Source organism: Amycolatopsis sp. 2-15 (genome assembly GCF_030285625.1).
GTDB classification, from domain to species: Bacteria; Actinomycetota; Actinomycetes; order Mycobacteriales; family Pseudonocardiaceae; genus Amycolatopsis; species Amycolatopsis carbonis.
Window position 1 is genome coordinate 5,098,667 of record NZ_CP127294.1, and the last position, 22,849, is coordinate 5,121,515.

Consider the following 22,849-nt stretch of genomic DNA (forward strand, 5'->3'; position numbering starts at 1 on the left):
CTGTCGCAGGCGAAGATCGGCTCGGCCGCCGTGGCGGCCGCACTCGATCTTCGCCGCCGGGCGGCCGGCGCGCGCCCGCAACCGCGGGAGCGTGAGCGAAGGGTCCGAGATTTTCGGCTTTCCGGACGAGGCCGCGCCCTGGCACGTCTCATCGCGAGCCCGGGCCGGTCTAGAACTCCAGCAGCATGCGCGAGTTGCCCAGGGTGTTCGGCTTGACGTAGGGCAGGTCGAGGAACTCCGCGACGCCCGGGTCGAGCGAGTGGCGCATCTCCTCGTAGACCTCGTGTGACACGGGCGTGCCGTCGATCTCCACGAAGCCGTGGCGCAGGAAGAAGCCGGTCTCGAAGGTCAGTACGAACAGGCGCTTGAGGCCCAGGTCGCGCGCCTCGTCGACGAGCCGGCCCACCAACGCGTGACCGATGCCCCGGCCGCGCGCGGCCTTGTCGACCACGACCGTGCGCAGCTCGGCGATGTCCTCCCACAGCACGTGCAGCGCGGCGGCGCCGAGCACGTCCTCGTCGCCGGTGCCGTCCTCGTCCACCGCCACCCAGAACTCCTGGATCGCCTCGTACAGCGTGACCAGGTCTTTCTCGAGCAGCACGCGGCCGGCGTCGGCGTCGACCAGGGCTTTGATCTTGCGGACGTCGGCTATGCGCGCGCGGCGGACGGTGGGTCGGACGGAGTCAGGGGGCACACGGTCCAAGATATCGATCGCGGTGCCCAGCGCCCCGGACGGCTCGATCGAGGTACCCCGGCTGCGCGAGCGGAAGAGCGTTCACGTATAGCTATTGCACGCCCCGACCGATCAGTAGCCGCTCAGAACATGCGGCCGCCCCAGGTGGCCTCATGGGGAGGAAGTGCATGTCCGGGACCACCGTGGTCGCCCCCGAACGACCCGGTCAGCCTCCGGCGCCCACCGCGGCGCAGAGCCGCTTCCGGCCCGAGCTGCAGGGCGTGCGAGCCCTGGCCTCGCTGCTGGTCGTGGTCTACCACGTGTGGCTCGACCGGATCTCCGGTGGCGTCGACGTCTTCTTCCTCGTGTCTGGCTTCCTGATCACGGGCCAGCTCTACCGCGCGCTGCTGCGCGGGAAGATCGAGCTGCGGCCGATGTGGGGCCGGATGATCAAGCGGCTCTTCCCGGCCGCGATGACCGTGCTGCTGACGGTCGTGGTCGTCTCCACGCTGCTGCTGCCCGCGGACCGCTGGTTCCAGACCATCCGCGAGGTCTTCGCCTCCGCGCTGTTCTACGAGAACTGGCAGCTGGCCGCCGACTCCGTCGACTACTTCGCCCAGCACAACAGCGCGAGCCTGGTCCAGCACTTCTGGTCGCTGTCGATCCAGGGCCAGTTCTACTTGCTGTGGCCGCTGATCTTCGTCGCGCTCGGCTTCCTCGTGCGCCGCCTCGGGCTGTCGCTGCGCCACACCGTGAACACGCTGCTCATCACGCTGTTCGTGGCCTCGCTGGCGTACTCGGTGTACCTCACCGCGGTCGACCAGCCGCTCGCCTACTTCCACGGCCTCACCCGCGTGTGGGAGTTCGCGCTCGGCGGGCTGATGGTGATGTTCCTCGACGCGTTTACGCTGCCGCGGAGCCTGCGCGTGGTGCTCGGGTGGATCGGCGTGGCCGGGCTGGTGCTGTGCGGCATCGTGCTGCGCGTCGACTCCGTGTTCCCCGGCTGGATCGCCCTGTGGCCGACGCTCTCGGCCGGGCTCGTGCTCGTGGCCGGCCAGACGAACACCGTCTTCGGCGCCGACCGCTGGCTCAGCTCGAAACCGCTGGGCTACCTCGGCAACCTGAGCTTCTCGCTGTACCTGTGGCACTGGCCGGTGCTGGTGTTCTACCTGGTCGTGCGCGACCGCGCGGCCGTCGGGCTGCTCGGCGGCGCGGTGGTGATCGGCGCGTCGTTCGTGCTCTCGATCCTCACCTACCACTTCATCGAGAACCCGATCCGGCTCTCGAAGATCGGCACCGTGAAGCGCTGGGGCGCCTACCGGTTCGGCATCCTCGCGCTGGCGCCGGTGCTGATCGCGGCCGGCGTGTGGGGCACGTACACCTCGGCGCAGGCCAACTACACGATCTCGCTCGCGGACGCCGACCACCCCGGCGCCGCGGCGCACGCGCCCGGGTTCGTCTACCGCGGTTCGGCGGAGCCCTCGATCGTGCCGCCGACGCTGAAGCTGCCCGAAGACTGGGCCGGCATCCCCGACGACAAGTGCACGATGTCACCGCGCAACGAGGAACTGAAGGTCTGCACGCAGAACCCCGACGGCCCGCCCAAGAAGCGCGTGGTCCTCGTCGGCGACTCGCACATGCAGCAGTACCTCGCCGCGTTCCTGCCGATGGTGCAGACCGAGGGCTGGGCCGTGACGTCGATGCTCAAGGGCGCGTGCCCGTTCTCCAGCAACGCCGACCTCATGCCCGGCGACCAGGCCTGCATGGACTGGAACAAGGCCGCCGCCGACGAGATCGTCGCGATGCGCCCCGACGCCGTGGTCACGCTGGCGAGCGTGAACACCCACGCGGGCGTCCCCGAGACGACCCCGGCGGGCTTCGTGAACCAGTGGTCGGTGATGGACAAGGCCGGCATCCCGGTGGTGGCCCTGCGTGACAACCCGCGGTTCGCGTTCAGCATGGCCGCCTGTGTCGCGCAGCAGGGGCCGGCCAACCCGGCGTGCGTGCTCGACCGCGACGCCGTGCAGCCCGCCGCGCCGTCGTACACGGACACGCGCGGCGTGCCGGGCAATGTGTCGTTCCTGGACTTCACGGATTACTTCTGCGACAAGGAAACCTGCCCGCCCGTGGTCGGCAACGTGCTGGTGTACATGGACGACAACCACCTCACCGCCACTTTTCTGACCACGCTGGCACCCATCGCCGACAAGCAGGTGAAGGCCGCCCTGAAGTGGTGATCGCCCTGGTTCCCTGATCCCCGTATGCTGCGGCACCGGAAGATCGACAGGGGGAAGCGGGGGAGATGACACGCGCGGGGTGGGACGCGTTCCAGGCCGCCCAGGCCGAGGCGGCGGCGGGCCGGACGACATTGCTGGCCGGGCCGGACGGCACTTCGTGGCTGCTGGTGCCGGGACAGCCGTGGCAGTGGCTACGACCGGGTGGTGCGTGGCAGTTCGGAGTGGTGCCGCCGGATCCGGCTTACCGGGCCGGAACGCGGATGGTGCCGCCGCCCGGAGGCGGACGGCCGGGTCAAGGTCAGGGGCAGCCGGGCCGAGGTGGCGGGACGGGACAGTTCGTGCCGCCCGCCGGCCCTGGTGCTCCGGGTGGGCAAGGCGGACGGCCGATGCCTTCCGGGCCGCCGCCCGCACCACCGGTCCAGACCGGGCCTCCGCCGGTGCAGTCGGGCTTTCCGCCCGCGCCCCCGGTTCAGTCCGGGCCGGTGCCCGCGCAGCCGTGGCCGGGTCGATCCGTGCCGATGTCGGTCCAGTCCGGGCCGATCCCCGCTCAACCGACGCCACCGCCGGTCCAGTCCGCGCCGTTGCCCGCCCAACCCACGCAGCAGAGCCGTCCGGCCGGTCCCGTCGCGCCGCCGATGCCCGCGCGTCCGGAGGAAAGCCCCATCCGGGTGGAGAACTTCGCCGGCGGGTCGTTCGTCTCCGGGGACGAGTCGGCGGCCGAGTTCGTGAGCCGGGTGGTGCAGGTCGTCTCGTGGGCCGACCGCACCCGGCACGGCCAGGGTGGCTCGGGTGAACCGCCGCCGCGGGAACCGGAACAGCCCAAGGGCAAGAAGGGCGGGCTCCTCGACGACCTCGCCCGCAACACCCGCTCCACGACCTTCGACCTGCTCGCCGCCGGCAACCGGGTGTGGGGCCGCAAAGAGCAGGAGCGGTACGAGAAGGCGCATGCCGAGTGGACCGTCGCGTACCAGGAATGGGAGCGCCGCAACGGTTCCGGCACGCGCCAGCCGAACCCGCTCGTGCTGCTCGTCGGTGAGCCGCACACCGGGCAGCGCCGGTTGTGGCGGTCGGTTCGTGACGCGCTCGGCGCGGCCGAGGTCAGCTTCGAGGACTTCGTCACGGTCGGCGCGGCCGAGGTGCTGGGCGACGACGACTCGGCCGGCGACGCGCTGCGCCGGTTCGTCTCGCGGTGCACCGATCCGGCGATGATCCTCGTCGAAGACGTCGAGCCGCTCTTGGAGAAGGATCTCACCGGCGTCGTGCGGGCACTGCGGGACTACGCGCACGACCAAAGCAGCTGCCGCCTGCTCGTGCTCGCGGGCACCGAGCGCGCGGTCGAGCGGCTGCGCACCGAGGCGCCGGACCTGCTTTCCTCCGTGCTGCAGTACCGGATGCCGCGGTTCACCCGGCCCGCGCACGCGGCCGCGTTGCTGGACGTCGTCGCGGCCGAACGGTCCTTCGTCCTGCCCCCGGACGTCCGCGACCGGCTGGCGCAGCTGGCGAACCTCTCCGCGGGTGCGCGCGGCGTCGAAGCCCTGCTGGATGCGGCCGGACGCGAAGCCGTCGCGAGCGGTCCGTCGGCGGACGGCCGGATCCACCTGGCGCCGCAGCACCTCGCGCCGCTCGTCGCGGCGGCCCAGCAGCGGGGTGGGCGCCCGATCGAGGAGCTGCTCGCCGAGCTGGACGGGATGATCGGGCTCGACTCGGTGAAACAGCGCGTGCGCGCGCTGGTCGCCGAGGCCCAGATCGACGCCCGGCGCCGCGACGCGGGCCTGCCCGTGGCCACCCGCAGCCGGCACCTCGTGCTCACCGGGAACCCGGGCACGGCGAAGACGACCGTCGCACGACTGGTCGGCAAGATCTACCAGGCGCTCGGGATGCTGCCGAAGGGCCACGTCGTCGAGGTCGCGCGGCCGGACCTGGTGGGCGAGTACGTCGGCGAGACGTCGAAGAAGACCCGCGCGGTGTGCGAACGCGCGTCCGGCGGGGTGCTCTTCATCGACGAGGCCTACAGCCTCGCGCTGGACAAGGACGACGACTACGGCCGCGAAGCCGTCGCCGAGCTCCTGCTCCAGATGGAGAACCACCGCGACGACCTCATCGTCTTCGCCGCCGGTTACCCGAAGGAGATGGACGGGTTCCTGGAGACGAACCCGGGCCTGCGTTCGCGCTTCGCCTCCAAGATCGAGTTCCCCGACTACACCGCCGACGAGCTGGCCGGCATCTACCGCGTGCTCGCCAAGGGCCAGGGCTACGACCTCGCCGACGACCTGCTGGCCCAGCTGCCCGAGGCCATGCGGCAGATCCCGCGGGGCCGCGGCTTCGCCAACGGCCGCTCCGCGCGCGGCGTGCTGGAGACGACGATCGGCAAGCAGTCGGCCCGCCTCGCGGCGCAACCGGACGCCCCCGCGTCCGCACTGTCCACTTTGGTCGCCGCCGACCTGCCGGACCGCGGCGAATCCGGCGTCGCCGTCACGGACGACGCCGGCCCGCGCCGCGGTCTGGACGACCTGCTCGCCGAGCTCGACGGCATGATCGGCCTCGACGCCGTGAAGGAACGCGTGCGCGCGCTCGTCGCCGGGGCGCGGATGGACGCGCGGCGGCGCAAGGCCGGGCTGCCCGTCGGGGCGAGCAGCCGCCACCTCGTCTTCACCGGAAACCCGGGCACGGCGAAGACGACCGTCGCGCGGCTGATGGGGCGGTTGTACCGGGAGCTGGGGCTGCTGTCGTCCGGGCACCTGGTGGAGGTCGCGCGGCCGGACCTGGTCGGGGAGTACCTCGGCCAGACCTCGCCCAAGACGCGCGAGGTGTGCGAACGCGCGCTCGGCGGCGTGCTGTTCATCGACGAGGCCTACAACCTCGTGCAGGTCTACGGCAGCGGCGGCGCGGACTACGGCGACGAAGCCGTCGCCGAGCTGCTGGTCCAGATGGAGAACCACCGCGACGACCTGATCGTCATCGCGGCCGGTTACCCCGCCGACATGGACCGCTTCCTCGACGTCAACGCCGGCCTGCGCTCGCGCTTCGGCGGCACCGTCGAGTTCGCGGACTACACCGACGAGCAGCTCGCCGCGATCTTCACGGCGATGACCACCCAGCGCGGCTACCGGCTCGCCCCCGAGCTCGCCGCGGCGCTGCCCGCGGTCATGGCCGGGCTCGACCGCGGCAGCGGCTTCGCCAACGGCCGCTCGGCGCGTGGCTTGCTGGAGCAGGCGATCGCCGCGCAGGCGCTGCGGCTGGCCGGCCCGGACGTCGACCTGGAGTCCGTCGACGACGCCGAGCTGACGCTCCTGACGCCGGCGGATCTGCCCCCGCACGGGTGAGCTTCGGCGCGCGCCGCCGGTGGGGGAGCAGGAAAGCCCGCCCACCGGCGGGGCCGGGCCACCGCACTGGGTGACGCCGTCGCCGACCGGCGTGGGTGCGGCGGCTACCCTGAACGTCGTGCCTTCTCCCACCACTGAGCCAGCCCGCAGTCGTCGTGTCTCCCTCGTGACCCTGGGCTGCGCCCGCAACGAGGTCGACTCCGAGGAGCTGGCCGGACGGCTCGCGGCCGGGGGCTGGGAGCTGGCGGCGGACCCCGAGGACTCTGACGTGGTCGTGGTGAACACGTGCGGCTTCGTGGAGTCGGCGAAGAAGGACTCGGTCGACACGCTGCTCGCCGCGTCCGACACCGGCCGCAAGGTCGTGGCCGTCGGGTGCATGGCGGAGCGCTATGGCACGGAGCTGGCCGAGAGCCTGCCCGAGGCCGACGCCGTGCTCGGGTTCGACCACTACGCCGAGCTGTCCGACCGCCTCGACGACGTCGTGGCGGGCCGCACGGTCGCGTCGCACACGCCGTCGGACCGGCGCAAGCTGCTGCCGATCAGCCCGGTTCAGCGGCCCGCTGCCGCCGAGACCGTGGAGGTCCCCGGGCACGCCCAGCGCGGCTGGGGCCCGCGGGTGCTGCGCACTCGGCTCGACGACTCGCCCGTGGCCGCGCTGAAGATCGCGTCCGGCTGCGACCGGCGCTGCTCGTTCTGCGCCATCCCGTCGTTCCGCGGCTCGTTCGTCTCTCGTCAGCCGGAGGAGATCGTCGCCGAGGCGCAGTGGCTCGCGGAGAACGGCGTGAAGGAGCTGTTTCTCGTCAGCGAGAACTCCACCTCCTACGGCAAGGACTTCGGCCGCGACGGCACGCGCGCACTGGAGCTGCTGCTGCCGCGCCTGGCCGAGGTCGAGGGCATCGACCGCGTGCGCGTGTCGTACCTGCAGCCCGCCGAGACGCGGCCGCAGCTGGTGAAGGCCATCGCGACCACGCCGGGCGTCGCCGACTACTTCGACCTGTCCTTCCAGCACTCGAGCGAGCAGGTGCTGCGCCGGATGCGCCGGTTCGGGTCCACCGACTCGTTCCTCGCGCTCACCGAGCAGATCCGCGAGTACGCGCCGGAGGCCGGGATCCGCACCAACGTGATCGTCGGCTTCCCCGGCGAGACCGAGGACGACCTCGCGGAGCTCGAACGCTTCCTCACCGGCGCGCGCCTCGACGCCGTCGGCGTGTTCGGCTACTCCGACGAGGACGGCACGGAGGCCGAGACCTTCGACGGCAAGCTCGACCCCGCCGTGGTCACCGAGCGTGTCACCCGGATCTCGGCGCTGGTCGAAGAGCTCACCGCCCAGCGGGCCGAGGATCGCATCGGCACGTTCGTGGACGTCCTGGTGGAGCAACCGGCCGAGGACGGCGACGACGCCGTCGGCCGGGCCGCCCACCAGGCGCCCGAGGTCGACGGCGAGTGCGTGATCCTCGAAGACCCGGACCGCGCCGCCGTCGAGGTGGGCGATCTGGTGCGCTGCGAGGTCGTCGACTCCGCCGGGGTCGACCTGATCGTCCGCCCGGTGCCGGACGCGGACCGGTGAGTGCCGCACCCAGCGACGCCGGCGAGGGCATGACCCGCGCCGCGGAGGTGTCGTCCCAGGGCGCGGCCCCCCAGCCCCACGAGGTGCCTGCTGAAACGGGGGCCGCTCGCATGCCCGAGCCTGCCGTACCCGAACCGACGCCCGTCCCGACGCTGAACGTCGCGAACTTGCTCACGCTCTCGCGGCTGGTGCTGGTGCCGCTGTTCGTCCTCGCGCTCTTCGCCGGCGACGGCGTGGACACCACGTGGCGCGCGATCGCCACCGGCCTGTTCGTCATCGCCTCGGCCACCGACCAGGTCGACGGCTGGGTCGCCCGCAAGTACGGCCTGATCACCGACTTCGGCAAGATCGCCGACCCCATCGCCGACAAGGCGCTCATCGGCGCCGCGCTCGTCGGGCTCAGCGTGCTGGGCGAGCTGCCGTGGTGGGTCACGATCGTGATCGCGGTCAGGGAGATCGGTGTCACACTTCTGCGCTTCTGGGTGATTCGTCACGGTGTCATCCCAGCGAGCCGCGGCGGCAAGGCCAAGACGATGACGCAGATCCTGGCCATCGTCGTCTACCTGCTGCCCCTGCCGGCCGGGGCCGAACCGGTGCGCTGGGTGCTGATGGGGCTCGCGGTGCTGCTGACCGTGGTCACCGGCGTCGACTACCTGATCCGCGCGATCCGCCTGCGCGCGGCGGGCCGCCGGGCGACGGGCGCTTGATGGCCGAGCGCGGCGGGGTGGAACTCGATGGGGTGGCCGCGCAGCTGGTGGCCGTCCTGACCCGGCGCGGGGAGACCGTGGCCACGGCCGAGTCGCTGACCGCCGGGCTGGTGTGCGCCACCGTCGCCCGCATCCCGGGCGCGAGCGTGGTGCTGCGCGGCGGGCTCGTCGTCTACGCCACGGAGCTGAAGGCCGTGCTGGCGGGTGTCGACGAGCAGCTGCTGGCCGAGCACGGCGCCGTGCACCCCGAGGTGGCGGCGCAGCTGGCCGACGGCGCGCGCGAGCGCTGCGGCGCCACGTGGGGCCTGGGGCTGACCGGCGTCGCGGGCCCGACCGCCCAGGACGGGGTGTCTCCGGGCACCGTGTACATCGGGCTCAGCGGGCCCTCGACGCGAATCGTCCGTACTCTGGCGGAGACCGGTGACCGGGACATGATCAGGACCGCGTCGGTGCGTTCGGCGTTTGCCCTGCTCGGGGAACATCTACACTGAATGGGGCGTTCGCCCTTGGCGGACGCACGTGTCAAGTCCTGCGCTCGGGGCGCCGCTCTGGGTAACGTAGGAGGCACCAGTTCGGGAAGGGAGGCGCGTGATGACCGTGCTGTTGCGTGAGGCGATCGGTGATCGGCTCCGTCATGCCCGCACCAACCAGCGTCGAACGCTGCGTGACATCTCCCGCGCCGCCAGGGTGAGTCTCGGCTACCTGTCCGAGGTCGAGCGCGGTCAGAAGGAGGCCTCAAGCGAGCTGCTGGCTTCCATCTGCGACGCCCTGGACCTTCCGCTCGGCGAGCTGCTCCACAAGGTCGCGGCCGACGTGACGGCCCTCGAGTCGGTGGAGGTCGCTCCGGTCGACGAGCGCGTGGTCGACGGCGCTCCGCGGGAGACCGTGCCGGCGGAGCGGGAAGCCACCGCGTCGGCGAGCGGGTTCGAAGGCGGCCGCCTGGTCTCCGAGCTGGTCGGCGACGACTTGTCCGACCTGCGGCTTTCGCCCGCTCCTCGGATGAACACCCAGCTGCGGACCACGATCGGCGCGCCGAAGCTCGCGTCCACGATCGCCGCTTAGGAACGCGCAGAGAAACGCTTCGTACGCGTACGGCCCCGGGTAGTGACCCCGGGGCCGTACGCGTATTCACAGGATCGATCAGGGTCGTCCCTGAATTCCCCCGGGGTCGCCTGGAACAGCACGGGCTGACCTGACACGATGGAACCCAACGCCGGGGTCGGGACGTTGTGAACTAGGGGAGCGACGCCCCACCTCGAGACAGCTCAAGGGCCCGTGGGACGCAAGAAGGCAGGCGGAGGAGATGGCCAACCCGTTCGTGAAGTTCTGGAAGTACCTCATGGCGTCGTTCTCGTCGAAAATCGACGAGCACGCCGACCCGAAGGTGCAGATCCAGCAGGCCATCGAGGAGGCACAGCGCAACCACCAGGCGCTGACGCAGCAGGCCGCCTCCGTGATCGGCAACCAGCGCCAGCTGGAGATGAAGCTCAACCGGCAGCTCGGCGAGGTCGAGAAGCTGCAGGCGTCGACCCGGCAGGCCCTGGTGCTCGCCGACGAGGCCCGCGGCAAGGGTGACGAGCAGAAGGCGACCGAGTTCGAGACCGCGGCGGAGAGCTTCGCCGCGCAGCTCGTCACGGCTGAGCAGAGCATCGAAGACCTCAAGACGCTGCACGACCAGTCGCTGCAGGCCGCGGCCCAGGCCAAGAAGGCCGTGGAGCGCAACGCCACGATGCTGCAGCAGAAGCTGGCCGAGCGCACCAAGCTGCTCTCGCAGCTGGAGCAGGCGAAGATGCAGGAGCAGGTCTCCGCGTCGCTGAACCAGATGAGCCAGCTGGCCGCGCCGGGCAACACGCCGTCGCTGGAAGAGGTCCGCGACAAGATCGAGAAGCGCTACACCACCGCGCTGGGCTCGGCCGAGCTGGCGCAGAACTCGGTGCAGGGTCGCATGCTCGAGGTGCAGGAGTCCGCCACGCAGATGGCCGGCCACTCGCGCCTGGAGCAGATCCGCGCGTCGATGCGCGGTGACTCGGTCGCGCAGGTTACCGACGGTGGCGGCGCCGCGAAGTCGGCCGGCACGGCGGGCGGCGCGGACGTCCAGCGTGAGATCCAGGCCCGCGTGCAGGCCGAGCAGGGCAAGAACCCGGCCTGACCGCCGGGCGCGAGGACGAATTCCGGGGGTGGGTCATGGCCGGCAGCGGTAGACGGCGGGACTTCAACGAGTTCAACGCCAAGCTCGAGAAGCACATCGAGAAGCTGCCGGACTACGCCCAGCGTGCCCAGGAGAAGCTGCAGCGGTACTTCCCGCCGGCCGATGAGGCCGGCGGGAAGACCGCCGAGAAGCCGTCCCCGCCGAAGCGTCCCGCGCCGCCCGTGGTGCGCCGGACCGCCGTGCCCACCGCGTTCGCGCAGGTGGCCGGGCAGGTCCCGGCCGTCGCCGAGGCGCGTGCGAAGTGGCAGCGGTGGAACGAACCCGCGGCCAAGCACCAGCGCCGCATCACCCGCACCTCGCGGGTGCTCACGCTGTGGCTGCTCATCACGATTTTTCTCGGCGTCCTGACCGTGCTTGCCGGCACGGGCCTGATGGGCGCCGGCGGCACCGACGTGGCCCAGACCGTGCTCGCGGGGTTCGGCACGGTCGTGTTCGGCACGTTCAGCGTGCGGACCGGCCTGAAGCTGCGTCAGCTGAAGAAGCTCGAACTTCCCCAGGCGAGCAGCGCGGCGCCGCCGCCGCTGCCTCCGGCCGCCTCGGCCGCCCGCGAACCGATGGAACGGCTGGCGGAGTCCGAAGCCTCCCTCGGCGAGCTGCTGCGACAGCTGTCCGTGCCCACGTCGCTGGGCACCACCACCGTCCCCGAGGTCTCCGTGGCCGACGCCCGCGCCACGGCCCAGGAAGCGGCTCGCGCCCTGCGGGGCCTCGCCGCACGCATCCAGGCCATCGAACGCGGCCGCAACTCCGCCCCCGAACGTGAGCGCGGTGCGCTGGACGCGGCCGTGGCGAAGCTGCGCGAACAGCTGGACGACGGGATCGAAGGCTTCGGCAGCCTCGTCGCCGCGGCGGGACGCGCGGTCGCGGCCAGCAGCGACGGCATGGGCACGTCCAAGCAGGCGCTGACCGACGCGACCGACCATCTCGCGGGGCTCGCGTTGGCGTTGCGGGACCTGTCCTAGCGGCTCGTCACGCCGTTCGGCGGAGTTTCCGCGGGTGATTTTTCCCGCGTGTGCGGATTCCCGTGCGGTGACCGCGTGCTGCGCAAAGCACCGGAACGAGCCGGATGGCGCAGTTTGGGTTTCCGGTCGGCCTAGTCTTCGTCACCTTGCGCCGACGGTGGGTGAGTCTCCCCGAATACCGAAACAATGGCGTAATGCGAAACAGCTGGTTACGGAAACGCGTGCGGTTTAACGTTTTTCTTATGAAGTCAGTGGTGGCACCCGCCAGGATCGGCGCCGTGGCCTGAGGTTCCGTGGCGCCGGACGTACACAGTGGACTCCTCCGTTCCGTCGAGGAAAGGACCCTCCGTGACCACGCTCCCGCCCGAACCGGAACCCGTGCCCGTCCCGCCGCCCAGCGCACACCAGAGGGTGGTGGCCGCGTTCGAACGCCTCGCGCAGGTCGACCGGCCCGAACTCTGGATCAGCCTCCGCACGCTGGAAGAGGTGCTGGTCGACGCCAAGGCCGTCGACGAGCGCGTCCGCGCCGGGGAGGACCTCCCGCTGGCCGGGACCGTCCTCGCGGTCAAGGACCTCATCGACGTCGCCGGGCTGCCCACCACCGCGGGGTGCCCGGGTTTTTCGCGGGTGCCCGTGACCAGCGCCACGGCGGTCACGCGGCTCACCGGCGCGGGTGCCGTGGTGCTGGGCAAGACGAACCTCGACCAGTTCGCCTCCGGGCTGGCCGGCACGCGCAGCCCGTACGGCGCGGTGGCTTCGGCCGGCGACCCCCAGAAGGTCGCGGGTGGGTCCAGCAGCGGTTCTGCCGTGGCCGTCGCGCTCGGGATCGCCGACCTCGCGCTCGGTACTGACACCGCCGGCTCCGGCCGCGTACCCGCCGCGCTGAACGCCATCGTCGGCCTCAAGCCGACCCTCGGGCTCGTGCCGAAGACCGGCGTTTTCCCGGCGTCGCCGTCGTTCGACTGCGTTTCGGTGTTCGCGAGCAGCCTCACGCTCGGCCAGCGCGCGCTCGCCGTGCTGAGCGGCCCGGACGGCCAGGACGCGTCCGTGCGCGAATGGCCCGCCGACGTCCGGCTCGGCGCGGGGGAGCGGCCGCGCGTCGCGATCCCCGACGACGCCGGGCTCGCAGTGTTGTCCGGACCGGCGCGGCGCGCGTTCGGCGTGGCGGTGGCGTCGCTGGAGGCTTCCGGCGCGGTGATCGAGCCGATCGATCTCGGGGTGTTCTTCGAAGCCGGGGAACTGCTCTACGGCAGTGCGCTGGTGGCTGAGCGCTACGCGTCGGTCGGAGACGTCCTCGCCGGAAAACCGGAAGGCGTCGATTCGACGGTCGCCGGCATCGTCGCCGCAGCAGGTACACATCTGGCCCACGAGCTCGCCGACGCCCACGGCCAGGTCGCCCGCCTGCGCGCCGCGGCCCGCGAAGCGCTCGGCGAGTGCGACGCGCTGCTGCTGCCCACCGTGCCCGACCACCCGGACCTCGGCGAGGCGCTGGCCGACCCGGTCGGGGTCAGCGCGCGGCTGGGGACCTACAGCGCGTTCGTGAACGTCCTCGACCTCGCCGCCGTGACCGTGCCGGTCGCGCCGGGGGACCAGCGGCCGTTCGGCGTCACGATCGCCGTGCGGGCGTTCGAGGATCAGATCGCACTCGACCTCGCCGCCGTGCTCACCGGGGAGCAGGCTCGCGAGCCGTACCCGGCCGAAGGCGTCGACCTGGTCGTGTTCGGCGCACACCTGCGCGGCCAGCCCCTGCACGACGCCCTGCGCGGCGCGCGGTTCGTCACACCGGTCCAGACCGCCGAGCGCTACCGCATGGTCCTGCTCGACACCGACCCACCGCAGCCCGGCGTGATCCCCGGCAGCGGCACGATCGACGGCGAACTCTGGCGCCTTTCGCCGGCCGCGTTCGGCCGATTCGCCGCCGCGCTGCCGAAACCGTTCGTGCTCGGCCACATCGAGCTGGAGGACGGCAGCACGCCACTCGCGGTGCTCTGCCCACCCTCCGCCACCGGCGGCGCACCGAACCTCGACCGCTACGAGTCGTGGCGCGGCTACCTGCGCTTCGTCAGCACGGCCGGCCTGCGACCACCCGGCTGACGCAGCGCACGAGAGCCGGTCCGTGCAGCGCGAAGCCGGTGTAGAGCTGCACGAGGCTGGCGCCCGCGTCGAGCAGGCGTCAGGCGTCGAGTGTCGTCGGCTTGTCCGCTGGGCTGTGGCTTCGGTCGGGCGCGCGCATGTTCGGGAACGGTCAGCAACGGCCGGGCCCGCGATCCTCCGGCTGACGGGATCGCACGAGAGCCGGCTCGTGCGGGGCGAAGCCGATGCTGGGGCCTGGGGCTGCACGAAGCTGGCGCCCGCGTTGAGGAGGTGCTGAGCGGCGTGGGTATGCCGTTCGGGTTGCCGGGTGCGCTGGCTTCGGCCAGTGGCCGATTCCGGAGCGGTCAGGCCGGCCGGCCTGCGACTCCCCGGCTGACGCGGCGCACGAGAGCCGGTCCGTGCAGCGCGAAGCCGGTGTAGAGCTGCACGAGGCTGGCGCCCGCGTCGAGCAGGCGGCCGGCGTCGTCGGGGCCGAGGATGCCGCCGACGCCGATGATCGGCAGCTTGCCTTCGGTGTGCTGGTGGACGAAGCGGACGACTTCGAGCGAGCGCGCTGTGAGGGGGCGGCCGGACAGGCCGCCGGTCTCGGTGGCGAGGTGGGCTTCGGCCGGGGCGACGCCGTCGCGCGAGAGCGTGGTGTTGGTGGCGATGAGGCCCGCGACGCCGTGGCCGAGGCACACCTCGAGCAGCTCCGCGAGCGCCTCGTCGGTGAGGTCCGGCGCGACCTTCACCAGCAGCGGCGTGTCCCCGCCCAGTTCGGCGGACGTCTTGCGCAGCTCGGCGAGCAGCTCGCCCAGCGCGGCCTTGTCCTGCAACGCGCGCAGCCCGGGGGTGTTGGGCGAGCTGACGTTGATGGCGAAGTAGTCGGCGTACGGGTGCAGGGCACGCAGCGAGAAGCGGTAGTCGGCCACGGCCTCGTCGAGCGGGGTCACCTTGGACTTGCCGATGCTGATCCCCAGCGGCACGCGGGGTTTGCCCTGCGCGGCGAGCCGGCGGGCGAGGGCTTCGGCGCCGTCGTTGTTGAAGCCCATCCGGTTGATCACGGCGTCGCTCTCGGGGAGGCTGAACAGCCGCGGCTTCGGGTTGCCCGGCTGTGCGTGCCGCGTGACGGTGCCGACCTCGACGAACCCGAACCCCAGCGCCGGCCACGCCGTGAGCGCGCGGCCGTTCTTGTCCATGCCCGCGGCCAGCCCGACGCGGTTCGGAAACCGCAGCCCCAGCACGGTGACGGGGTCGTCGGTGCCGTAGACCCGCGCGAGCGGCCCGAGCGCGGGGCCCACGCGGCTCAGCAGGCGCACGGTGCGCTCGTGCACCAGCTCGGGATCGTGGTAGGCCAGCCGGTACAGCCCGGGGCGGGCGATCTTCTCGAAGAGCACGCGCCCATGCTGCCTCATCGGCTCCGCGGCGGCGCCCGGAACCCAGCCCGCTTGTGGCGCCCGTCGCGAGCGGCCGGAAAACGGCGCAGGCCCGGCCTCGATCAGGCAGCAGTGGCGCGGCACTCACACTTCGGCGGTGCGCACCGCCGAAGTGGCGCCGGGCACGAGCCCGGCGAGCCGCTCCAGCACGTCGGCGAGTTCCCACGGCCGCGAAAGCTGCGGCGAGTGGTCCGAGTCGATTGCGACGACCACTTTGCAGCCGACGGCCCGGCGCATCGCCCGCTGGGCCGCCGGTGGGACCGCCTCGTCTCGAAGCGTTTCCACGTACGCCTTGGACCGCGCCGAAGCCGCCCGCGGTCACGGACACCGGCTGGCCGCCGTCGGCCAGGTCTCGTGCACCGACCGGACGGCGGCGGCCCAGGCGATCTCTTCCGCACAGTCACCGAAGAGCACGTCGGGAGCGTGTTCGGTCGGCATCGACGAAAGACTCGCGTCGAGATCCACCCGCTGGTACCGCCCGGCGGGCGACGACTGGAACTCCTCGAGTTCCACCAGCGTGGGCAACGTCTGCCCGTCGAGCGGGACGAACGCCGAAACGTCGACCAGCCGCGCGATCCGGTGCGGAATCCGCTCGGCGACCTGTGTGACGGTGAACCCGCCCCAGCTGTGGCCCACCAGCACCACGGGCCGGCCGGCCGAATGATACCGACGCAGCTGCGATGAGGGGGTGACGAAGGCGCAGAGTCAGTGCAAAGTCAGACGGCCGATGGTCGCCATTCCGCTCGACCGAGGAGACGGTCGTCCTTCTCGTCCTGCCTCAGCCGGCTGCGCTTTCCTTCCACTCGTCTTCGAGCATGGCGTAGACCAGTTCGTCGGTCCACTCGCCCTTGACGATCTCGTTCTCCTTCAGGTGCGCTTCCTTGCGCATCCCGAGGCGTTCCATCAGGGCGCTCGACGCGCTGTTGCGGCCGTCGCAGCGCCCGACGACGCGGTGCAGGCCCAGGTCCTCGAACCCGAGACGCAGCAGCTCTCTCGTGGCTTCCAGCGCGAGGCCGCGGCCGTGGTGGTCGGGGTGGAAGACGAACCCGATCTCGCCCTGGCGGTGCTCGGAGCTGAGGTACTCGAGGTTGAGGTCGCCGATCAGCTGGCCGGTCTCGGCGAGCTCGACCGCGACGGCGAGGAACTGGCCCTCCTGGGTCAGCGTGGAGCTGTGCACACGCTTCGCGAGCGCGGCGGCGGATTCGGCCCGGCTGCGTGGTCCCCAGTAGAGGTAGCGGGCGACATCGGCCCGGGACTGGAAGGAGTTCAGCGCGTCGAGGTCCTCGAGCTTGAACGGGCGCAGGAGCAACCGTTCCGTCGTGATCGGGTAGTCGGGCCTGAGCATGCCGTTCAGGCTAGCCACGTACGGCCGTTCGGGGTATACGCCCGTGTCTATTGATCGGCGAAGAAGGGGGATCGATCGCCGGACGGTCGCCCAGCGGGGGCCCGGCGGCGAGATCTCGTATATGAAGGGGTGCTCCCGGGGCGCCTCTCGGACGCCGTCAAACGTCCGAGTCCAAGCCGGACCGGTGCTCGAAAGCCCCGGGAGCCCGGTGACTGCCTGGTATTCGCTATCAGGCAAACACGCGAAGCAGGCGATGAGCCGAAGGTGGCTCAGGTTGTATCGCTGCTCAAAGTCCCTACGCGTGCCATCCGCTAGCGGACAGCCACCTCACGAGTCCTGTGAGAATACAACTTAGGACCACCTCCTCTCTCGTGTAAGACCACGCTAACCGCGAATGCCGGTGCGCGGCAACATCATTTGGGCGAACTCACGGTTGCCTGCCTGGGATGTCCGAATTCGTTCGCCCGGCGCGAACGGGGACGGCGAACAGGGACGTCGAACAAGGGTGGCGGACCCGGGCGGTTTCGCGGCGCGGCTCAGGTGGGCGGTCGGGGACCCGGCTGGCAGCGCGGGCAGAACCATGTGGGCCGCCGGTAGACGCCTTCGCCCTGGTCGAGGACCTCGACCCGGCCGCCGCAGCGGAAACAGCCCTGGCGGGTGCGCTCGTACACCCAGTTGCGCCGGCCGCGCTCGAGGTCGCCGGTGGTCACCTGCTCGTGGCGCCACGCGTTGGCCAGCAGCAGCTTCCGGGCCAGTGCCACGACCTTCCGGGTGTCCACTTCGGACACCGGCGTCCACGGCGACACCTTGAGCAGGTGGCAGATCTCGACCTTGTACAGGTTGCCGACGCCGGCCATCACACGCTGGTCGAGCAGCGCGTCACCCAGTTCGCGCTCCGGCTGAGCGGCCAGCGCGGCCGCGGCTTTCTCCGTGTGCCCGTCGCTCCACTGTGGATCGAGCAGGTCTGGGCCGAGGTGCGCGACGAGGTCGTGTTCCCCTGCCGTGGGCACGAGTTTCAGTTCGTGGACGCGGAAGCCGACCGCCTGCACGTCGGCGGTCGCGAGGACCACGCGCGCGTGGTGGGCCGGGGTGCGCCACCGACCGCCTGCGGGGTAGATGTCCCAGCTGCCGTCCATGCGCAGGTGGCTGTGGAGCGTGAGGTCGCCGGAGAAGCGCGTGAACAGGTGTTTGCCGACGGTGCCGACACCGAGCACGTCGCGGCCCGAAAGGTCCACAGTGGCCAGCTCGGGGTGGCGGAACTCTCCGCGCACCAGCGTCTTCCCGGCCAGCGCCTTGTCGAGCAGCTTGCCGGTCAGGAAGACGGTGTCGCCCTCGGGCACGGCTCAGCCCGCGGTGTCGGACACGGTCGCGGGCGACTCGGCGGTGGTCTCGGGGACTTCCTCCTCGCCGCGCACGCGGTGGCGCCCGGCGCGGTTGGACCGCAGGATCTTCGCCAGCACCATGTTGAAGGTCAGCGCGATCTCCTGGGCGCCGGGGGAGTGCCACTCATGGATCGGGCTGCACGCGCCCTGTGCCTGCTGCACGGCCAGCCGGTCGGGGATCGCCGTGGGCATCACCAGCGAGCCGAAGTTCTCGCGCAGCTCGGCGACGCGGAACTGGTGCTCGTAGGAGCGCACGCGCAGCTTGTTGACCAGCACACCGATCGGGCGCAGGCCCGGGTTGCTCTCTTCGCGGATGCGCTCGATGGCCTCCAGCGCGCGCTGGGCGCCCGCCACGGCGTACATCGTGGGCTCGGTGACGATCAGTGCGCTGTCGGCCGCCACGAGAGCCGACTTCGTCAGCCGGCCGAGTGACGGCGGGCAGTCGATGACCACGAGCTCGTACGGGTCTTCGCGCAGCGGATTCTGGTGCAGTTCGTCGAGGGCGCGCGAGAGGTTCTCCAGGCGCCGGCCGTCGGAGTCGGGCTCGTTGAGCAGCTCCAGCTCCTCGGCGCCGACCAGCACGTCGACCTCGTCGCTCCACACGCTGGGCGCGATCGCGCGTTCGAGGACGGCCCGCGCGGGGGTCTCGAGGACGTCGGCGAGCGTCGCGTCGGTGTAGGGCGGGTCGAGCGAGGTGGTGGCGTTGCCCTGCGGGTCGAGGTCGGCCACGAGTGTGCGGGTACCCCTACGCAGAGCGGCCGACGCGATACCGAGCGCGACCGTCGTTTTACCGACGCCACCCTTGAGGCTGAGAACGGCGACCGTGTGCACTTGATACAGCCTACGGGCCGCGGGTGGGGCGGGTCGCGAGGAAGGTGCCGAACACCTCGTCCGGGCAGGCCGGGTGACGGCGGGTGACCGGTGGGCGGGCACTACCCTGTCCGACTATGAAGACGGACACCGTGGCGGCCCGGGGTTCGGGCGCCGTTCGCCGGGCGCTCGAAGCAGAGCTGCGGGCGGCTCGCGCCCGTGGCGTGGAGCAGCCCTCCGTCGTCGACGTCGGCGGCGGCAGCGGCGGCTGGGCGGTGCCGTTCGCGTCGGCGGGCTGCCTCGTGACCGTGGTCGAGCCCAATCCCAACGCGCTGGCGACGTTGCGGCGCCGCGCCGAGGAGGAGGGCGTCTCGCACCGGATCACGGTGATCGCGGACGACTCCGACGCCCTCGGCGCCCACGTCGAGGCCGGCTCGGCCGATCTCGTGCTCGCCCACGGCTTGCTGGAGGTCGTCGACGACCCGGCGGTGGCGCTCGCCGCGCTGGCCGCGGCCGTCGCACCCGGCGGGGCGCTGTCCGTGCTCGTGGCCAACCGCAACGCGGCCGTGCTGCACCGCGCGCTGGCCGGCCGGATCGCGGAGGCCCAGCGGCTGCTCGTCGGCGCCGACGGCGTGGTGCCCGGCGGGCGCGACACCGTGCTGCGCCGCTTCGACAGCGCGGGGTTGACCGATCTGCTGGTGGCCGCGGGCCTCGAGGTGACGCTGCTGCAGGGCGACCGCGTGATCGCCGACGTCGTGCCGGGTGAGGTGCGCGAGGACGAGCTGGCGGAGTTCGAGCTGGCGGCGGCCGCGGTGCCGGCGTTGCGCGACGTGGCCGGGCGGCTGCACGCGATGGCGCGGCCCGCGCAGGTCTGAAACAGGGCCGAACGGGTTTGACGCAGGTCTGAACCTGCCCTGAGCAGGGCCTTCCCGGAATTGTCGGTGGTCCCCGGTAGCGTCGGTTCCCGTGGGGAGCAGAAACGCCGAACTGCCCAGCGGCATGGCCCGCTACCGCGTCACCACGGGTGCCGAGACGCTGCCGGACGACACCGGCTGCGGGATCCTGCACGTGGACATGGACGCGTTTTTCGTGTCGTGCGAGCTGCGGACGCGGCCTGAGCTGGTGGACAAGCCCGTCGTCGTGTCCGGCGGCGGGCCGCGGTCGGTGGTGGCCGCGGCGAACTACCCGGCGCGCAAGTTCGGCGTGCACTCCGCGATGCCGTTCTCCACGGCGAAACGGCTGTGCCCGCACCTGATCTGCATCACGCCGACGTCGGGGCTCTACGGCGAGGTGTCGCGGCAAGTGATGGACATCTTCCGCGAGCTGACGCCGCTCGTGGAGCCGCTGAGCCTCGACGAAGCTTTCCTGGACGTGAGCGGGGCGCTGCGGCGGCTGGGGGCCACGCCCGCGCAGCTGGGCGCGCGGATCCGTTCGCGGGTTCAGGCGGAGCACGGGATCACGTGCTCGGTGGGCGTGGCGAAGGTCAAGTTCGTCGCGAAGCTCGCGTCGGGGATGGCGAAGCCCGACGGGATGGTCGTGGTGCCGGCGGCCGAGACGCTGGCGTTCCTGCACCCGCTGCCGGTCTCGGCGCTGTGGGGCGTCGGGAAGCGCACCGAGGAGCAGCTGCGGGGGCAGGCGCTGCACACGATCGCCGACGTCGCCGCCGCGCCGCCCGCGCGGTTGCGGCGCTCGCTGGGCAACGCGATGGGGGACCACCTGTGGGCGCTCGCCAACGGGCACGACGACCGCGCCGTGGTCGCCGAGGCGGCGGAGAAGTCGATCGGGGCGGAGCGGACGTTCGACGTCGACCTGCACAGTCGCGACGAGCTCGGGCTGGAGCTGCTGCGGCTGTCCGAACGGGTCGGCGCGACTTTGCGGGCCCGTGGGCTGCGCGGGCGGACGGTGTCGATCAAGGTCCGCTTCGCCGACTTCACCACGATCACCCGGGCGCGCACGCTGTACGCGGCCACTGATGTCGCGCGCGACATCCACCGGACCGCCGTGGAGCTGCTGGCCGAGCACGCGCCCACGGGAGCCGTGCGGCTGATCGGCGTGCGCGTGGAGGGCCTCGACACGGGTGAGGGCGGCGAGCAGCTGCAGTTCGCCTCCGCCGAGCCGCGCTGGCGCGACGCGGAAGTGGCCGCCGACGTGGCGAGATCGAAGTTCGGGTCGGCCGCGGTGCGCCCGGCGTCGTTGCTGACGCCCCGGGAAACGTGAGCTGGGTCGCCCGTTGTGTCGTCCGTTGTACCGTCACCGGGCCGTCGTGACCCAGTGTCAACCCACGTCAGTCGTGATTTCCCCCAATTCGATCCCTTCTGGATGCGGGATCGGGTAGTCGGACGCGCGCGGGGCTCGTATCCTGGACAGTGCCGCCCCGCCTGGGGCCGGCAGTTGGGTCCAGAACGTTGCGCGGCCCGGCGCCCGCGACAGCTGTGCCGGAGGAGGAAAGATGCCACTCTCCGAGCATGAGCAGCGGCTGCTCGATCAGATCGAGCGCGAGCTCTATGCCGAGGACCCCAAGTTCGCATCCACGGTGCGTGGCACCCGGATGCGCCGCCCCGCCCGTCGACGGCGCATCCAAGGGATCGCGCTGTTCGTGGTGGGGGTAGCGCTCCTGGTGCTCGGCGTGGTGGTACCCGTACTGCGGGTCGCCGACATCCCGTTGATCAGCGTGCTGGGGTTCCTCGTGATGTTCTTCGGGGTCTTGATGGCGGTCACGTCGATACGCCACGGCGACAGCGGCGGAGGCGGCAAGGACACCGGCCGCGGCGGTGGCGGCGGCAAGGGATCGGGCGGCAAGAGCTCGTTCACGCAACGCATGGAAGAGCGCTTCCGCCAGCGCTTCGAGGAGCAGTAGCTCCCTTCGGTCACCTCGTGGGATCCGCGCTTCACCCGGCTGGGGTGGAGCGCGGATTCTCGTGTGCGCGGGGCTCCGGCAGCTGCTGCTCCACGGTCGGGCCGTACGGGTAGGTCCGGCCGGTGACCGGATCACGGCGACCGAGTCCGGGCGAAAATCTTGGGGCGCTGCCCGGCCGGAGGTGTCGAATCCGGGCCGCGTTGTTCGTAGGCGGGGTGAGAGGCCGCCCACGAGGGCGCGGCCACGACCACGGGAGCCGACCGATGCCGCACCTCCAGTCCAAGGTCCACCGCATGTCCGAGCTCGTCGAGCCGATCGGCACCATCACCTTCTCCGACGTGCCGAACGAGGAGTTCCTGGCGCTGGGCATGCGCGACTACTGGGACGGGTACTTCGCCGGCCGCGCCGCCCCGCTGGGCCGGCACCGGCCGAGGTGGTGCACGCGGTCTTCTACAACTTTGCCGACGGCGAGGTCGCGCGCCACATCCCGAGGGTCTGGGGGAAGGTCACCCCGCAAGAGGCGATCGCCGTGCGCGAGCGGGGCAGCGCCACCGCGCTGCGGCAGAGCATCGGGGAGCTCGCCGAATCGCCGGGTCTGGCGCGGGTCGCCGACCTCGCCACCCGAGCAGGCCTCAGCGCGCCGACCGAGGGCCGGGCGCTCTATGCCGGGCTCCGGGCGCTCGCCGTACCCGAGGAGCCGGTGGCCCGGCTCTGGCACGCAGCGACCCTGCTGCGGGAGCACCGCGGTGACGGCCACAACGCCGCCCTCCTCGCCCATGGCATCGGTGGCACCGAGGCCCACGTCCTGATGGCGTTGTCCCTCGGGATGAAGGCGGAGAAGTTCGGCCGGATCCACCACCTGCCGAAGGCGCGGCTGGCCGCGGTCGTCGACGGGCTGCGCGGCCGTGGCCTCGTGGATGCCGCCGGCGGCTTCACCGACGCCGGCCGGGAGATCAGGGAGCGGATCGAGGTGCTCACCGATGAGCTGGCGGCACCGGCGTACGAGGTGCTCACCGCGGCCGAGCTCGACGAGCTGATCGCCGGGCTCGAACCGATCGCTGCCGTGTTGTAGGCCGTCAACGACCGCGCGGGCGCGTCAAAGTGGCCACGATCGCCTCGTCGCCCATCGGAACGACCCCGCGCCGGCGCTGCCGGCGCGGTGCGATCGCCTTCGACGACGGCTCGCTCGGGTGCGGGTGTCGCTGCTCGACTCCGGACCGGGACAGGTAGGGCCGTTCGTGCATCGAGGACGAACGGCCCCACCCTCAAGC

Annotated in this window: 19 protein-coding genes and 2 pseudogenes; 13 read left to right on the top strand and 8 right to left on the bottom strand. The window is 71.7% G+C overall.

Annotated elements, in window-relative coordinates:
• Window positions 1-169 precede the first annotated feature (169 nt).
• Window positions 170-694 carry an amino-acid N-acetyltransferase gene (locus QRX50_RS25340; RefSeq protein WP_285965676.1) on the bottom strand — a complete coding sequence of 175 codons (525 nt, stop codon included), beginning with the start codon at window positions 692-694 and terminating at the stop codon, window positions 170-172.
• A 167-nt stretch (window positions 695-861) separates the two neighbouring features.
• Here QRX50_RS25340 and QRX50_RS25345 point away from each other — a divergent pair, with 167 nt between their 5' ends.
• The 9 genes from QRX50_RS25345 (at window position 862) to atzF (ending at window position 13,769) form a co-directional block, all read left to right on the top strand.
• Window positions 862-2,910 carry an acyltransferase family protein gene (locus tag QRX50_RS25345; RefSeq protein ID WP_285965677.1) on the top strand — a complete coding sequence of 683 codons (2,049 nt, stop codon included), beginning with the start codon at window positions 862-864 and terminating at the stop codon, window positions 2,908-2,910.
• Window positions 2,911-3,491: 581 nt separating this feature from the next.
• Complete coding sequence (locus QRX50_RS25350) at window positions 3,492-6,233, top strand: AAA family ATPase (protein ID WP_285965678.1); 2,742 nt, start codon at window positions 3,492-3,494, stop codon at window positions 6,231-6,233.
• A gap of 118 nt (window positions 6,234-6,351) precedes the next feature.
• Window positions 6,352-7,800, top strand: coding sequence for a 30S ribosomal protein S12 methylthiotransferase RimO (gene rimO, locus QRX50_RS25355; protein WP_285965679.1), 1,449 nt, complete (start codon window positions 6,352-6,354; stop codon window positions 7,798-7,800).
• Window positions 7,797-8,507, top strand: coding sequence for a CDP-diacylglycerol--glycerol-3-phosphate 3-phosphatidyltransferase (gene pgsA / locus QRX50_RS25360; protein WP_285965680.1), 711 nt, complete (start codon window positions 7,797-7,799; stop codon window positions 8,505-8,507). Before rimO ends, pgsA begins: the two co-directional genes overlap by 4 nt.
• Complete coding sequence (locus QRX50_RS25365) at window positions 8,507-8,998, top strand: CinA family protein (RefSeq protein ID WP_285965681.1); 492 nt, start codon at window positions 8,507-8,509, stop codon at window positions 8,996-8,998. The genes pgsA and QRX50_RS25365 overlap by 1 nt, the downstream gene beginning before the upstream one ends.
• A gap of 100 nt (window positions 8,999-9,098) precedes the next feature.
• Window positions 9,099-9,569, top strand: coding sequence for a helix-turn-helix domain-containing protein (locus tag QRX50_RS25370; protein WP_285965682.1), 471 nt, complete (start codon window positions 9,099-9,101; stop codon window positions 9,567-9,569).
• Window positions 9,570-9,810: 241 nt separating this feature from the next.
• A complete protein-coding gene (locus QRX50_RS25375) occupies window positions 9,811-10,656 on the top strand; it encodes a PspA/IM30 family protein (protein ID WP_285965683.1) in 846 nt (281 codons plus the stop codon).
• Between the two features lie 35 nt (window positions 10,657-10,691).
• A complete protein-coding gene (gene pspM / locus QRX50_RS25380; RefSeq protein ID WP_285965684.1) occupies window positions 10,692-11,675 on the top strand; it encodes a phage shock envelope stress response protein PspM in 984 nt (327 codons plus the stop codon).
• Between the two features lie 348 nt (window positions 11,676-12,023).
• The gene (gene atzF / locus QRX50_RS25385; protein ID WP_285965685.1) at window positions 12,024-13,769 is read left to right on the top strand and encodes an allophanate hydrolase; all 1,746 of its coding nucleotides are present in this window, start codon (window positions 12,024-12,026) and stop codon (window positions 13,767-13,769) included.
• Here atzF and QRX50_RS25390 read toward each other — a convergent pair.
• From QRX50_RS25390 to QRX50_RS25420, 7 genes and pseudogenes are all read right to left on the bottom strand, one after another.
• Window positions 13,738-13,848: pseudogene (locus QRX50_RS25390) on the bottom strand (quinone-dependent dihydroorotate dehydrogenase); the annotation flags it as partial. The gene atzF and the pseudogene QRX50_RS25390 overlap by 32 nt on opposite strands.
• A gap of 265 nt (window positions 13,849-14,113) precedes the next feature.
• Window positions 14,114-15,145, bottom strand: a complete 1,032-nt coding sequence (locus QRX50_RS25395) for a quinone-dependent dihydroorotate dehydrogenase (protein WP_285965686.1) — start codon at window positions 15,143-15,145, stop codon at window positions 14,114-14,116.
• Between the two features lie 123 nt (window positions 15,146-15,268).
• Window positions 15,269-15,469 (bottom strand): hypothetical protein, encoded by a 201-nt coding sequence (locus tag QRX50_RS25400; RefSeq protein WP_285965687.1) that lies wholly within the window; start codon window positions 15,467-15,469, stop codon window positions 15,269-15,271.
• A gap of 33 nt (window positions 15,470-15,502) precedes the next feature.
• Window positions 15,503-15,820: an alpha/beta fold hydrolase gene (locus QRX50_RS25405; RefSeq protein ID WP_285965688.1), complete on the bottom strand. Its 318-nt coding sequence runs from the start codon at window positions 15,818-15,820 to the stop codon at window positions 15,503-15,505.
• Between the two features lie 142 nt (window positions 15,821-15,962).
• Window positions 15,963-16,529: a GNAT family N-acetyltransferase gene (locus tag QRX50_RS25410; RefSeq protein ID WP_285965689.1), complete on the bottom strand. Its 567-nt coding sequence runs from the start codon at window positions 16,527-16,529 to the stop codon at window positions 15,963-15,965.
• Window positions 16,530-17,065: 536 nt separating this feature from the next.
• Entirely contained in the window at window positions 17,066-17,869 is an 804-nt protein-coding gene (locus QRX50_RS25415; RefSeq protein WP_285965690.1) for a DNA-formamidopyrimidine glycosylase family protein, read from the bottom strand.
• 3 nt (window positions 17,870-17,872) lie between these two features.
• Window positions 17,873-18,742: a ParA family protein gene (locus QRX50_RS25420; RefSeq protein WP_285965691.1), complete on the bottom strand. Its 870-nt coding sequence runs from the start codon at window positions 18,740-18,742 to the stop codon at window positions 17,873-17,875.
• 116 nt (window positions 18,743-18,858) lie between these two features.
• Between QRX50_RS25420 and QRX50_RS25425 the strand changes: the two genes are divergently transcribed.
• The 4 genes and pseudogenes from QRX50_RS25425 to QRX50_RS25440 all read left to right on the top strand — a co-directional run bounded on the left by QRX50_RS25425 (window position 18,859) and on the right by QRX50_RS25440 (window position 22,650).
• Window positions 18,859-19,596, top strand: a complete 738-nt coding sequence (locus tag QRX50_RS25425; protein ID WP_285965692.1) for a methyltransferase domain-containing protein — start codon at window positions 18,859-18,861, stop codon at window positions 19,594-19,596.
• Window positions 19,597-19,720: 124 nt separating this feature from the next.
• Window positions 19,721-20,938, top strand: coding sequence for a DNA polymerase IV (locus QRX50_RS25430; protein WP_285974555.1), 1,218 nt, complete (start codon window positions 19,721-19,723; stop codon window positions 20,936-20,938).
• Between the two features lie 232 nt (window positions 20,939-21,170).
• A complete protein-coding gene (locus QRX50_RS25435) occupies window positions 21,171-21,578 on the top strand; it encodes an SCO2097 family morphological protein (protein WP_285965693.1) in 408 nt (135 codons plus the stop codon).
• Between the two features lie 263 nt (window positions 21,579-21,841).
• Window positions 21,842-22,650, top strand: a pseudogene (locus QRX50_RS25440) (SCO6745 family protein).
• Window positions 22,651-22,849 lie beyond the last annotated feature (199 nt).